This is a genomic window from Parasphingorhabdus sp. (assembly GCF_048267785.1).
GTDB lineage: Bacteria > Pseudomonadota > Alphaproteobacteria > Sphingomonadales > Sphingomonadaceae > Parasphingorhabdus.
In genome coordinates this window covers 85,854-100,275 of record NZ_JBLWWU010000014.1, presented here as the reverse complement: position 1 = coordinate 100,275, position 14,422 = coordinate 85,854, and the positions used below count along the sequence as shown (strand labels likewise).

Below are 14,422 nucleotides of genomic sequence, written 5' to 3'. Positions count from 1 at the left end.
TTCGTCACTACGACGAGACCCAAATCCTCCTTAACTTACAACATCAAATTTGTGCCACAGGTGCTGACGGGGAACACAGCAGCACGCGATTATCAGGAATCACTTATGGCGCTGGAGACGCGGACGAGCTTTAAGGCATTTGCCGATATGGGTAAGCTGCCCGAGAAAATGAAACGCTATGAGAATGAGCTCGATACGGTCGAGGTGACAATAGACCGACAACGGACACTTGGCACGATGATCGAAGATATGCGGCGCTTCGGTGATATGACGCGCCTGCTGGGTTTTGAGATCCTGCGCGATGACACAGGAACGGGCTTTCTGACATCAGACAATCCGGTGCTCTATTTTGATCCTTCCGATCCGGGCATTCGTCATCCCTATATAGAGAACAGCAGAATTAAGCTCTTTTTCCCGCTGACACCGGTCCATGTCTTGCATGGAGCTACGCGGCTACAGCATCTCGGTCAGGTGCCGCAGGTTCGCGGAATTTCAGATGCTAAGAAAATCCAGAAGATCAATCGCCACACATCGCGTTTCGCCTATCGACTCGCATTTGCCAAGGACCGCGCGCACGACCAGCTGGTTCAGCGTCATGCTGCAACATCACCGGTCTTTACTGCTCGCGTCGTGCGAACTCCCAAAAAGATTGATTATCATATCGCACATAAATTCGCAGCTCGACCGAATCTCCCCGCATTCAAGCCTGAGAACTGTGAGGATGATTTATATGAGGAGGATTTCGAACTTTAGATACAAATCTCGATTTCCTTCTGCGCCGAACCTAAGGACTGAACCCCTAGCCGAGCTGTTTTGGGATATAGAAGATTCTGCGATGAACGAAGAATCGCAAACTTACTTGCTTTTTCACTATTTTTAGTATATTCACCGAACGATGAAATATAGCGAATCAATGAAAATTGAAGAAGAGGCCAGAAATGAGCTGGTTGCTCTGCTGTCGGCGATCGATGCGGTTAAAATCATCAATATCAAACGCGAACCAGCAAGCGATGATGTCATTCTGGACTTCCTAATGGAGTTGGAACACGCCCGCAAAAAATATCACCTCGCGTGCGAAGTAAAATCCAATGGCCAGCCTCGGCACATCCGGAATGCCATATTCCAGCTCCACCATTTCGCACGAAACTTCGGCAACACCGCCTATCCGGTCATCATAGCGCCCTACCTCTCGCCGAAGTCACAGGACTTATGCCGGGCTGAAAGATTCGGCTATCTCGACTTTGTCGGTAATGTGCATCTGGAGTTTGGCTCGGTCTTTATTGATCGCAAAACCGATGAAACGCCAAAAGGCGAACAGCGGTCGCTACGATCAATCTTCAAGCCCAAAGCCGCCAATATCCTGCGTAATCTGCTGAACGATCCCGAACGGCGGTGGCGCGTTACCGAGTTGGCGGAGACCGCCAATGCCAGCGTCGGGCATGTCAGTGAAGTTGGTCAGGCCTTGCGTGAACGGGAATGGGCCGTGCAGTCGAAAAACGGCCTGTATTTGACCGATCCTGACGGATTGCTCGATACCTGGTCGCAAGAATATGAGCAGCCGGATGGTGAACGTGTCGAACTATATACCCATCTGCATGGCAGCGCCTTGATCAATACAATCGAAGAATTGATGGCGGATTATCCCGAGCCAAAAATCGTATTCGGTTCCTACACTGCCGCAGGCTGGCTTGCCCCCTATGCCCGAGCGGGAAAAACCTATCTCTATGCGGACGAACGCGGGCTGGGTGAATTGCAGGAACGACTTAACCTGCAGCAACCGCTCAAGGGGCCGAACATAGAGATTTGCGTACCCAATGAACCTGGCGTGCTCAACGATATCGAACGGTTTGGCGATCACGTCGTTTGCACTAGCGCCGTGCAAACCTATCTTGATCTCATGAATTCTGGCGAACGGGGACGCGAAGCGGCCGAACATCTGCGGAAAGCGAAATTACAATGGCAGTAAACAAGGAACCGCAATCGGCAGCAGACTACGAAGATCGCGCCACCGAAGCGGTCAAGTCGGTCATTGTGGAGATTGGCCAAGTATTAGGCAGCTACAAAGGCAAATTCGCCATCATTGGCGGCTCTGTTCCCTGGTTGCTGCTCGATCCGGAAGACATGCCGCATGTCGGCACTATTGATGTGGACCTCGGACTGGACCCCGTAGCGCTAGCCGATGGCGAATATAGCCTTCTTGTGGAAGCGCTACTCGGACAAGGGTATCAGCAGTCTGACAGTCTCCAACGTTTCCAGCTGATGCGGTCGATCGAACCTCAAGACGGTTCGGAAACCATCAATGTCATTGTAGATTTTCTAATGCCCAAAGATGCCGTGCTAGTAAAGAACGGACCTAAATTGATCGAGAATTTTGCCGTTCAAAAAGCAGACGGCGCAGATTTGGCTGTCGCATTTCAGCAGTTCGTCAAGGTTGAAGGCAATATGCCGACGGGCGGTAAAAACCGTGTCGAGATCGCCGTCTGTACTATACCGGCATTGCTGGCGATGAAAGGGCACGCCCTGAACGGACGCCTCAAGCAAAAAGACGCGTATGACGTCTATTATTGCATCCGCAATTATCCTGATGGGATAGACGCGTTAGCGAAAGCCTGCAGACCGGTGCTGGAAGAAGCGAGCGGCGCGGAAGGCTATAAGTGCATCAACGAAAAATTTGAAACCTTCGATAGCTATGGCCCGACCAGTGTTTGCAATTTCGTTGCAGAAACTCACATTTTGGGAGGGCGCAGCGCCGATGAATGGCAACAAGATGCCTACGGTCAGGTCGATGTGTGGCTAAAAGCGCTCGGATTGCGCGCGTAGATGTCTGCATCGAATATTATCGGCATTCCGGCCGACGATAAAAGCTTTGAAGAAAATTGCGTTATCCTGTTTGCCGCGCTGCTGAGCGATCCGAATGTCAAACTGGTCGGGACAAGGGGAAAAGCGCAATCGGGGCTCGATATTACTGGGCGCCGCGACCGCGACCCCAACCAGCCTGTCGGCATCCAGTGTAAACTGATTACGCGCCGCGCCAAGCTGACCGAAAAGATCATTCGCGATGAAACCGAGCAGGCTCTGCGCGTCAAACCTCATTTGACCGAATATTTCATCGTAACCACGGCGCGCGATGATCCGCTGTATGACGAAATCGCAACCACGATATCGCAGGAACAAGCCACGCTCGGCCGCAAGATCGATGTTCAAGTGTGGGGCTGGGATACACTGGAGCCCAAAATACGCGCTAACAAAGCGGCGCTGGATGCCTTCGACCCAGGCCACAGCGCCTCGACGGATCGGATAATTGAGCTGGGCGAAGAGTCCCTCCAAAACCAAGGGCAGCTGCAGGGCACATCAGATTATATGATCGCGCTGCAAGAGCAAACACTTGCGAAAATCGCTGCCTTTGCTCCGGATACCGGAAAAAGTGATGCTCTGGATGCGCATCTGGACACGCAAATCGACGGTTACCGGGACATTCTCAACAGCGGGAAGCCCAAAACCGCGCTCGAGCTGCTGGAAAAGCTGCAGGGCAAGCTCACCGAAGACCATTCAAAGGCCATACGTGCGCGCGTGTGCGCCAACATCGGTCTAGCGCAGCAAAGGCTTGGCGATGAGAAAGCCGCTGGCGAGTTGCTGCTCCAGGCCTATGAAATCAACCCGGATGATCCGAAAGTGGCAACCAACCGGACCCTCGGACTGCAATTGCTCGGGCGGTTCGAAGAATCCGTCGAATGGGCTAAGACCAGATTGGAAGACGATCCGACCGACGAGTTCGCGGCAGGTTTTATGTTTCAAGCGGCCACGCTGATGGACGATCCACCCGATCCCTATCAGCTGGTTCCGGCTGACCTGCTCACAAACTCGACGGTCCGGCTGTACTGCTGCAATTTTCTAAGGTCTGTTGGAAGGATCAAGGAATGGCAGGATCTGGCCATTCAGACTTGGGAAGACGATCCTGACGATTCCGGGGCAGCACGAACCGCCGCCGAAGCGCTGCTCGAAAAAGCGATTGGCGATGGAGAATTCGAGCGCGCGCCGTGCCTGACATCGGAACGTCTCGGATATCTGAAACAGGCGCAGGAACTGCTACAAAAGAGCTGGAACGAGGCACGCGGCTTCGAAAACGCCGATCAAAGCACCTACCTGGTTGTCGGTTGCAATCTTGTCACGACGTATCGGGCGCTGAAAGACTATAAGAACGCGGAGCGGATTGGCAATGAGATGCTCGCCGTCAATCCGGATGACACCGAAGTGCGGGCAGCTTGCGTCCAGATCGCAAGCGACCAAAACAACCTACAAAAAGCTCTCGAGCTTGTCCGGCCATTGCCCGACGGCCCCGAAAAAACTTCGATGATCTTGCATATCTGGTCAGCGATGCCCGACTGGCAAGCAATCCTGGATTACGCCTCCGAAGACCGGCGCTCAGAGCTCAGTGAGAAGCTCAAGGAACAATATGACACGATGCTCTTCCGCGCGAAACACGCGCATGACGAGACGTTGGACCCGGCCCTAGAAGCAGCTAATTTACTCAGGCGGTGGCCTGAATCGATAGCCATTCATGTTGCCATTGCCGATGTCTACCGGCACTCAGACCGCGAAAAATTCGAAGATGTTTTCGAAAATGCGCGGACGTTGTTGAACGGCAAGATCAACTTTGGGCACCGCGCAATGTTTGCCCATCTGTCCTATCTCGAAGAGCGATGGGACGCCGTGATCGAAGCGCTGGACGGTTATGTTGCCATAGATGTCGAAACCGAGCCGCTGGCGTGGCTGGCGCTGGCTTTTGCCAATGCCGATCCGCGGTCCCGCTCGAGCCAGTTTTTCAAATCGCTTGCGCCGGAGCTGATGGCCTCTTCCCGCTACGCCAGACTGGCGGGTGCGGCTGAACATGGCCGCGGCGACGTCAAAGCTGCCGAGCGGTATCTGAGAGCCGCCATTGCCGACGATCCAACCGATCTTCGGGCGCATCTGTTGCTGCAGAGCGCCCTGGAAAGAAGCAACCAGTCCGACAAGGCCTCGCTCCATATTTGCGGACTCGATGAAGCAAAAATGGTCGGTCATCCGCTCGACAAGCTGCGTCTGGCACAGCTGTTTCGGCGCTTTGGAGCAACCGAACGAGCCCTTAGATTGGGCTTTGAAGTTGCATCCACCAACCGCGACGACGGGGAAATCGTCTCATCCTATCCAGGCCTGATTTTCGCTGACGACAAAATGCCATCGCATATCGGCAGCACTGGTCCTGCCAAAGAGGGTTTCTGGTTTAGGCTGGCTGGCCAGGAAGGTGAAAAGGATGTCGAAGGGATATTATCAGACGAAGCTATAAACGGGATCAGTAACTTTGCATCTGGCCATGCCCTTGCAGTGGCGCTCCAGGGTAAGAATGTCGACGATGAGCTCACGCTGCCACAGAACATGGGGCCGGACCTCAAATATAAGGTCGCGGAGCTGAAGCACAAATATATCTGGCTCCTGCACGACATTATGGCGACGCACGGGTCTCGCTTTCCCGAAGAAAACACGATGTTTTCGATGACGATCAAAGATGGGGATACAAAACCCGTTCTCGACCTGGTCAAGCACAGAGATGAGCGTGGACGGTCGATTATTGACATGTATCTGGAAAATCCGCTCCCATTGAGCGCGATTGCTCCGATGTGCCGGAAAAAAGTAGTCGCAATGGCCGATCATCTCGCAGTCATCGGCAAAGATGTGCGCACATGTACCGGTTTGCAGCAGGAGCGCGTCGAAGCCGAAAAACACGCGGCAGATGGAAAAGCCACCGGCGCAGTGCTCGACATACTGACGGTTTGGCGCGCGCATTGTCTAAATTTGCTGGCCCCGCTCAAGAAGTGGTTTGGTGATCTTTATATTCCGCAATCCGTGTTTGACGAATTGCTCGAGATGAGAGCGGAAGCCGAGTTCAGCAGCAAACGTGATTTCATGACGATTGGCTATAATGATGACGGGCAGGCGTATCGAACGATGCACTCCACCGAAGAGGGCAAGTCTGCAGTTGCGGCAATCGACGCCGCAATTTCCGACGTCCAAGAACACTGCACAGCCATGCCCGTCGACAAAGCTGATGATCTCGATCTGGGGTCTCAGCTCACCGACTTTGATGCGGGGCTTCTGATCGACCCCATCCTGCTGGCCCGTTCACAGGATTGCCTGCTGCTGTCCGACGAACTCAATGCGCGTCAGCTCGCCGCTCAATATGGCGTGGAGAAGAGTGTCTGGCTTCAAACGGTCGCCAAAAACCTGGCGGCCAACGATGCCATTACTATGGAGCTCTATAACCTATCGGTTGCTCGCCTTGCCGTTAGCCGGCACGGACATGTATCGCTCGATACGCATGTGCTTGTCGGGATACTGACCAACGATCACGAATATGCATTTGAATATTTTCAGGCTGCCATTCGCTATATCGGCGGACCCAAGGCAGAGATGATCTCGCATATCGAAACGGTAAGGAATTTCATGCTCATAATCTGGAGCACGGACCTGCCGGACTGGCAGAAAGGACGCGCTATCGGCCTGATCATTACCAAGCTCATAAAGGAAAGGTCGGACTGGCTTGCTGTATTGCATGTTCTCGAACGCGAGTTGAGAGAACTGACGAGACAATCATATGCGGCTGAAAAGGCATGGCATTACATGATTGACTGGCTGCGCGGGCACTTTATCGATTTGAAACTCGTGCGCGCCGATCCATTGGCGAAGCAAAAAGAGAAGCGCCGGAAACCGAAAAAGCGAAAATAGCTGCTCGATATGCGTACCTTGAGCAGCGTGAATTTGCAGCGATGGACAAATCCCGCCCGGGATTTCTGAGGCGAGCATTACAATACCCTTCGATTGTCATTTCGCGAAAGCCGAACGCGGGACGTTCGTCCCCAAGCGAACCGCTAACGCAGGCTCCTACCCACCGTGCGGTGGGCTCATAGGAGCCTACTATTTTAGATGGTGCGGGCGGTGGGAACCGAACCCACACTCCTGGCGGAACGGCATTTTGAGTCCAGCGAGACTACGGAAGTTAGTCATAGCATGTTTCTGCTTCAGTCTTCGAGCAAATTCCGGACATGCCGAAATCGACTGTTATCCGGGTAAATTGTGTAAAGGGCAGTGCAAATTTCTCGCGGACATTGAATTAAATTAGCTGCCACTTGGAAAAATCTACAACCCCATATCAGCCATGCAGCTAGTTGCATAATTTAAATAAGGGAACCAAGAATCAGATCCTAGAACTGGCGCTGGCAAAAGCCCCTGGCTATTATTGCTACTTGGGCCAAGATGTTGGATTAATGCATGAGTTTTCGCGACGTCATCCGCCGCAGAGCTCATCAAAACCGAATTTGGACATGCAAATCAATTAGATGTGAAAAATATGACGTATGGATGTAAACGGCCACGATTTCATCTCTTGAGCGCATGGCCGCACCGCATTAAAGATAACTGTTGAAATTCGCTGTTGTGCAGCGCGCAGATGGTTACCAGCCAACTTATTCCGCGTAATATAGCCGGCATTTACCCCTGGAAGTGAATGGTTCATCAACAAATGCATGTCAATTTCGTTGACATCAGCTACCTGCCCTACCGTTCGATAGGTTTGCCGTAGTTCATTGCCCCAATAAGCTAGGGTATCGCGCCGTTCCTTATGCTCAATAATATGACCATTGGCACTACCTGCAGGGAATAGCCATTTCGGCGCCTGCTCGGGATGCATCTGCCGTCCAGCAACTATTGCACGGAGAAGACATCGGATCATTTCCCTCGACAGTGGAATACAAAACGCCTTGTCAATCCCGCCTTTTGGTTCGGGTATATAAAGCTGCCGTGCGCAAAGATTGAGATGCTCTGGTTTAGACCGCTTGATCGCTTCGGGGCGGCTTCCTGAAAGAAGCAGGAACAAATGTAATTCGCGGCGGATCGGATTGTCCAACGCTCGTAATTGCTGGAACCATACAGGCAAATCATCTGTTCCCATTCCGCTATCACGGCGGCTCTCCGGATTCCAATCCACAGCAAAAACAGGGTTTTCGTTAGGCAAGCCGCGAGCGGATTTTCGCGCGTGATTATAAATAGCACGCAAAGACCTCATGCATCCATTTGCCATGTAGGGACCGCATTGCTTCGTGATTTCATCGTGTCGTGCTTTCACTAGCGCTGGATCATGACCCAGCACGGATAAGGGTTGGTCAAGCCAAGCCTTCATCAATCGCTCTACATGATCAGCATAGCTCTTCTCGGTCTTTCCACTCCGCCCCTTTCTCCGCATATGACTGTCGCGATAGGAAAGCCAAGCTAAACGAAGCGTGGGATCCCGACCATTCACAACGACCGTATTCGACACTTCTGCTTTAGGTCGTGGGTCAATTCCGTCCGATATTTGTCCAAGCAAGGCTTTAGCCTTGGCGCGAGCCTCACGGGTCGTTATTTTGCCAAAATGTCCAACTTTCATGCGAAGTGACTGTCTGAGTTCGCCTTGTCGCAAGTCACCTTGCAACATGAAGGTTTTTGACCGGCTACCTACCATCACAAAGAACCCGGACAGTTCAGTATCACGCACAATCGTCTGCTTGCCCTTTTCCATCGGCAGTCTAGCAATAACACGATCGGATAGTGAAGCCTGCAACGTCAAATCTCATTTCTAGAACGGTTTTAGAACGGTAAACTCAACCATGAAAGTCAAAAGCTGTCAATTGCCAATTCTACGCCGCACTACATTTTATTATTATAATACAATTAGATACATAGATAAGTAGATGCAATGGCGTAGAGATGAGTTTTATAGAAAAGCGCTAAAGATTAACTTTTAATCAGTAGGTCGCTGGTTCGAACCCAGCAGGGCTCACAATTATTTTAATAGGTTGTGGATGATTCGATCTGGAAGGAACGACATACACCCCGCTGGGACATCCGTTTGCGACCAGCGTCAGAGCCGCTGTTTCTGGCTATTGTTCCTTGTTAGTCGGGAATATTAGCTGCGAGCGCGATCTTAGACAGCCATTTGCGGAGAATGTCACTGCAGCAATGATATCACGCTGTCCTTTCGCGCCTTGCTGGCACGGGTTAGGGCAATGGAAGAAGAAGAACTGGAGGCTATCGAACTGGCACAAATCGCCGAAAACTTCCATCTTCCATAGCAACCGCGGCAATCAATATTGCCATCATCGGTGAGGGCAAAGAGTAGCAGCCATGCCCATGGCTGCTACAACAATCGTCGTCGACACTGATATCCCAAGAGACACCCGCACCGTGCTTTCGAAGCATCAACTCACATATTCGCTCAGAGTTTTCAGCATATTGTTATTGGTTTCAAGCCAGCCGCTAATACCTTCCTCTGCCGTAACTTCCACCGGTATAAAACTCGTTTGAAAGCTGACATTGCATGCGTCAGGCCCTGATGGCGTAACTCTGATTTCACCCCGGTAGTTTGCGTAGGGAAAAGGACCTACATCGAGAACGCGATATTGCAAGCATCTTGCTTCATCGTCTATAAGCTCGATGCGTTCCCGAATTGTGCCCCTACCATCTTTCAAGACAGTGGTCAGAACAGCGCCTTGGCCTGAACCTTCAAAATCCGCACTTTCGCCATATAGAGTCAGAATCAAAGTCCTCATTTCGTCTCCAGAAATGATCTCCCAAACCCTGTCTGCAGGCGCTTCTATCCGTTTCGCCGTTTCTGCATTTGCCATTTCATTTTTCCTTTCCTAAATGCGTTCAAAATCTCAAACTAAACTTAAGTGGTGCGAAAAAAGCCGTAGAGTACCCCCCCCCCAAAAAAAGGGAATCCGTCGTAATTCGCCTACAAGGCGATACATATTCAAAACTCCGTGAGGAGGGCATTGGCGATACAAGAAGGCTGCATTTCACGCTTGTTTTCGTCACGAAATAAAATCCTTGGACGGATGTGATCGTGGATAGGAACGCAAGAAGGCCAGATATTTACCCAGTGTTTTGTCACCGCCGGTGAGAGTTCCTGCATTATAGTGTATGGAGTTCAATATATCCTTATCCTCACCTACAGTGCGTTCCATTAACTCGATGGCGGTGACAAACCTTTCCTCTGCCTGCGCGTCGGGATCCTCGGATGTCAACTCACCTCGATCAATTGCAAGCACGGCAAAAACCTCATGCTTGCCGGGTGTCGGCAAACCGAAGCCCACAAGACCTCCGAGCCAGAAATCGCCGTAAGGCCCTTCCTGAATGAACACACTTGTTCCATCAATGCCAACCCGCCATTCGATTGGAATTCCGCCTTGATGATCGGCAATAAAAGTATATCGTAAGCCCCAGTCGGTCCATTCTACAAGTTTGTGAGGATCCGGAATAGAAAATTCGGTTTTATGCAAGGCCTTTAGATGCTGCATATCCGGCGTGTTTGCAGCAAACACCCAGGGATCACAGTTGTAAAGGTCGGGCAATCGGAACAGTTTAAACTGCAAGCGTTCGTGGGGTTTATCGAATTTCGGCAAATCCCAATGTGGCTTGTTTCCGTTGAACGCCCAAACAATTCCGTAATGTTCGACCGTCGGGAATTTAAACAACTGTGCAAGCTTGGGCGCAGGATCTCCTATGCCTGTTTTCACGCAAGCACCCTGCTGATTATATTCCCAAAGATGGAATGGGCATTGCAAATTATTCTCAATCACGCAGCCAACCGACAAATCGGCCCCCAAATGCGGGCAATATGCACTCATTACACGCGCCACCCCATCCTTGCCGCGATACGCCACCACTTTGCCGTCAAGAAACCGCTCGCCACGTAGCTCACCGATTTTCAGCTCATCCGAAAGACATATTGGAAACCAAGATTCACTAAAAAGTCCGTCCTCGCCTTCGTTCGGCACTGGATTACGGATCCGCTGGGTCGGGTTGTTTTCCGGAAGCTCAATTTTTGATCCTACGGTCATCGATACGGCTTGATCGGCAGTATTGCTCACTTTTCTCTCCTATTGGTCCGCTGAACGGCGCTGTGGCACCCTGCCCACAATCGTCCAACCGACTCCTGATAAATATAATATCTAAACTGATATTCTATATTTAGAATATATGCAAGGATATTATTATTTTCCTACTGATCAAGTTTCTTTTTGTGAAGCGTTTGTAGGGATTCCACTGTCCAAAAGTGCGTCAAAACCGCCATGGATATCGATTACCTGTTCAATACCATGTTTACGCAGGATGCTGGCCGCCGCCATTGAGCGATAACCAGACTTGCAATGAATGTAGAAAACTTTCTTCTTATCAAGAAGAGGCAGGTTTTTCTTGATCACACTCAGAGGAAATGAGATTGCCTTGGCGACATGCATCGCATCGAATTCAGCGACAGTTCTGCAATCAAGAATATTAAGCGTCCCGGTTTTAAAGAGATTTGAAAAGTGATCGCTGTCAATCGTCTCAATTCGGTCCACGGCATGCCCCGAGCGTCCCCAAGCTCGCAAACCACCATCGAGAAATCCATCCACATTTTGATAACCAATTCGACCGAGATGAACAATCGCGTCATTAATTTCCACTTCAGATCCGACGAGGATCAAAGGTTTCGAAGCATTTTGAATCAACGCCTCCACCCAGATGGCAAACATACCGTCAATGCCTATATTGATTGAGCCTGGGACAAATCCGTCGGCGAACTCCGCGGCACTACGTATATCAAGAACTTGAGCGCCCTGCCCGACAGCCGTTTTAACAGCTTCCGGATCTAATGGTCGCAACGCGCGCTCTTTGACAATCTGCATATCTTCATACCCCTCTCTCTTCATGGTGACATTTCACATAAAATATGGCGGCGTAGCGTTGCGCTAACCGGTTACTATCGTGATGGAATTCTGATGATTACTGATCGCGAAAACAGAATTGGAGGTGCTTTCGTAGCGATTGTCGAGAATCGGTCAGGGTAACCGTGACCAGGATAGACAGTGACGTGGTCCGGCAGGAGAACTGCCACATCGCGGTCGCTTTCAATATAGTCAGCATAGCCTGCGAGACATGGCGTGTAGACCTGTCTAACCCCCATTTCTTACCCCTTCCCGATAGCAAGTCGTATTTTTTTCAAGGGCACAACAACGGCGTCGATGATATATTGCATCGCAATGATCTTGATATCTAAAAATCACGATGAAAAATATCGGATGGAATGCTCTTCAAATAAGAATCTTGAAGAGCATTCCGTAGCCGATTCTAAACAATGCACATCAGTTCAATGCGTACCTTAAACTCACACCCCACCACCGAGGCTTTGCGTAGGTTTTTTCGATGACACCAGCGAATGCAGCGATGTCATACGCCCAAGTTGCATAGGATTTATCACCGATATTATCCACAAATGCGGACAGCTCCCAACGCTCGTCCAGGGTACGATAGCTAAGACGCAAATTGCCGACCAGATAACCCTTTTGTTTGACCACATCGGAGTTTGCGATGTCGAAATAATGATCATCAAGATACACAAAATCACCAACGGCAGACATGGTCCCGCCAAAAGCATCCCATTGATAACGAGCGAGGCCGGAAACGTTCCATTTAGGTGTCATTTGCGGTCGCGCATTGATTGTGGACAATCCCGCAGAAACGTCATTAATGACGGCGTCAAGATAGGATACACCTAGCAAGAAATCGAGATTATTACTCGGCGATGCGGCGATTTCGATTTCTGCGCCTTTTGTATTCCCATCCTTATTCCTGAGAATCTGCGTAAAACCTTCTAGCTGATACGCCTGAATATTGCCGTAATCATAATAGAAAACCGCGCCGTTCAAGCGAAGTTTATTATCAAAAAATGATGCTTTGAAGCCTAGTTCATATGCATCGAGAACTTCATTGGCAAATTTCATTTCGCTTGCAGGAAGCGTGAATACTGGCGCGTTAAACGACCCCGCCTTTACGCCCCGATTCCAACTGGCGTAATACATCATATCATCCGTTGGCTTCCACGTAAGCGCGGCCTTGGCCGACCAGAAATCGTCATCTATTAACGCATCCTCTCCGTTCAAAGTCGGATTAAATGCTCCAATCGGCAACAGCCCGTCGAGTGGTACCGTTAGAGGATCCAAAACATCCGGAACGTTCACAGCATTATTCGAGAAAAAATGCTTCTTCTCTTCTTTGGTCCATCGGAGCCCTGCTGTAAGTGTGAGTTGAGGGGTAATTTTCAGATCTGCTTGACCGAATAGCGCCCATGACTGGGTGTCTGTTTCGAATTCGTTGTAAATTGCGTTAAAGGCAGGAGAAACAACTGCAGCAACGGTGAACGGTGCGACGAAAGTCGACTTATATTCACCATCAATATCGAGGAAATACCCGCCTACAACCCAATCTATATTGGAAGAGACTGAGCTACCAACCCTAATTTCCTGAGAAAACTGAGTAACGTGATTGTCGCCACCAAAATGTAGTAGCGATGTATTCGCGCCCTCATCCGCGTCAGAAAGATAGGTTTTTTCCAGATCATTATAATCAGTGATGGCAGTAACGTCGATATCACCAATATCCATCGTTAGCGTAGCACTGGTTCCAAGTGTACGGATTCGGTAACCGCCCGTCAGATTCCAGCTCCCTTGATGAACATCTCCACTGACATCGCCATTGGTAAAAACTCCGACGCCGGTCGGACCAACATTTGCAGCCGCGTTCTTCCAATATTGCGGTGTATCCACATTGTTTTGCGCGCCGCGGAAATTGATCAGCAGATCCGCATTATCTCCCAGCTGGGCTAAGAACTGCAGCCGCCCTGAATAGCTATTTTGCTCATTACCGTCCGGCCCAGAAAGATTCTCAATATACCCATCATTTTGCTCGTATCTGAGCGAGGCACGTGCCGAAAGCCCCTCGGCAAGCGCGCCGCCTATAGCGCCTTCAACACTCGCCTGGTCAAAGCTGCCATAAGAAACCTGAGCATAGCCAGACAGTTCCTCGCTTGGCTTTTTGGTGATGAAATGCAACAATCCGCCAGTCGCGTTTCTGCCGAAAAGCGTTCCTTGGGGGCCTCGCAAAACTTCGACACGCTCTGCGTCGAAGAGCTGAAAACCTACACCTGCCATTTGCGACACATACACGTCATCAACATAGACGGCCACGGGCGCTTCTTGATGATCAGAAAAATCGGTCTGGGTGACACCCCGCACATTAAAGCTGAATGATGACAGGCCATTGGCATAATTGATTTGAACGCTTGGTGACAACGCCGCTACATCAACGGAATCTTCAAAACCGAGATTCTGGATAAGTTCAGAATCAAACGCTGTCATCGCAATGCCGACATCTTGACTTGATTGCTCTTTCTTTTGTGCTGTAACAACAATGACGTCAGTTACACCTTGAGCGATGACCGGCTGTGCCTGAAGCAAAAGTGCCGCGGCAGATACGCTAACCAATAGATATTTTCTGTGCATTTAAAGTCCCCTCTTCCTTATTGTGACAGCAA

Annotated in this window: 9 protein-coding genes; 4 read left to right on the top strand and 5 right to left on the bottom strand. The window is 50.5% G+C overall.

What is annotated here, in order from left to right:
* From ACN0VD_RS12305 to ACN0VD_RS12290, 4 genes are all read left to right on the top strand, one after another.
* Window positions 1-753, top strand: a 753-nt coding sequence (locus ACN0VD_RS12305; protein WP_417594660.1) for a DUF4238 domain-containing protein, incomplete at its 5' end; no start/stop codon positions are given.
* Window positions 754-913: 160 nt separating this feature from the next.
* A complete protein-coding gene (locus ACN0VD_RS12300) occupies window positions 914-1,966 on the top strand; it encodes a type IV toxin-antitoxin system AbiEi family antitoxin (protein WP_417594658.1) in 1,053 nt (350 codons plus the stop codon).
* Entirely contained in the window at window positions 1,957-2,820 is an 864-nt protein-coding gene (locus tag ACN0VD_RS12295; protein WP_417594656.1) for a nucleotidyl transferase AbiEii/AbiGii toxin family protein, read from the top strand. Before ACN0VD_RS12300 ends, ACN0VD_RS12295 begins: the two co-directional genes overlap by 10 nt.
* Entirely contained in the window at window positions 2,821-6,759 is a 3,939-nt protein-coding gene (locus tag ACN0VD_RS12290) for a PIN domain-containing protein (RefSeq protein ID WP_417594654.1), read from the top strand.
* 607 nt (window positions 6,760-7,366) lie between these two features.
* Here the strand turns inward: ACN0VD_RS12290 and ACN0VD_RS12285 are convergent.
* From ACN0VD_RS12285 to ACN0VD_RS12265, 5 genes are all read right to left on the bottom strand, one after another.
* Window positions 7,367-8,635 (bottom strand): integrase arm-type DNA-binding domain-containing protein, encoded by a 1,269-nt coding sequence (locus tag ACN0VD_RS12285; protein ID WP_417594652.1) that lies wholly within the window; start codon window positions 8,633-8,635, stop codon window positions 7,367-7,369.
* A 631-nt stretch (window positions 8,636-9,266) separates the two neighbouring features.
* Window positions 9,267-9,692, bottom strand: a complete 426-nt coding sequence (locus tag ACN0VD_RS12280; RefSeq protein WP_417594650.1) for an SRPBCC family protein — start codon at window positions 9,690-9,692, stop codon at window positions 9,267-9,269.
* A gap of 189 nt (window positions 9,693-9,881) precedes the next feature.
* The gene (locus ACN0VD_RS12275) at window positions 9,882-10,940 is read right to left on the bottom strand and encodes a Rieske 2Fe-2S domain-containing protein (protein ID WP_417594648.1); all 1,059 of its coding nucleotides are present in this window, start codon (window positions 10,938-10,940) and stop codon (window positions 9,882-9,884) included.
* Between the two features lie 138 nt (window positions 10,941-11,078).
* Window positions 11,079-11,738: a rhodanese-like domain-containing protein gene (locus ACN0VD_RS12270; RefSeq protein ID WP_417594646.1), complete on the bottom strand. Its 660-nt coding sequence runs from the start codon at window positions 11,736-11,738 to the stop codon at window positions 11,079-11,081.
* A gap of 456 nt (window positions 11,739-12,194) precedes the next feature.
* Window positions 12,195-14,390, bottom strand: a complete 2,196-nt coding sequence (locus ACN0VD_RS12265; protein WP_417594644.1) for a TonB-dependent receptor — start codon at window positions 14,388-14,390, stop codon at window positions 12,195-12,197.
* Window positions 14,391-14,422: the final 32 nt, after the last annotated feature.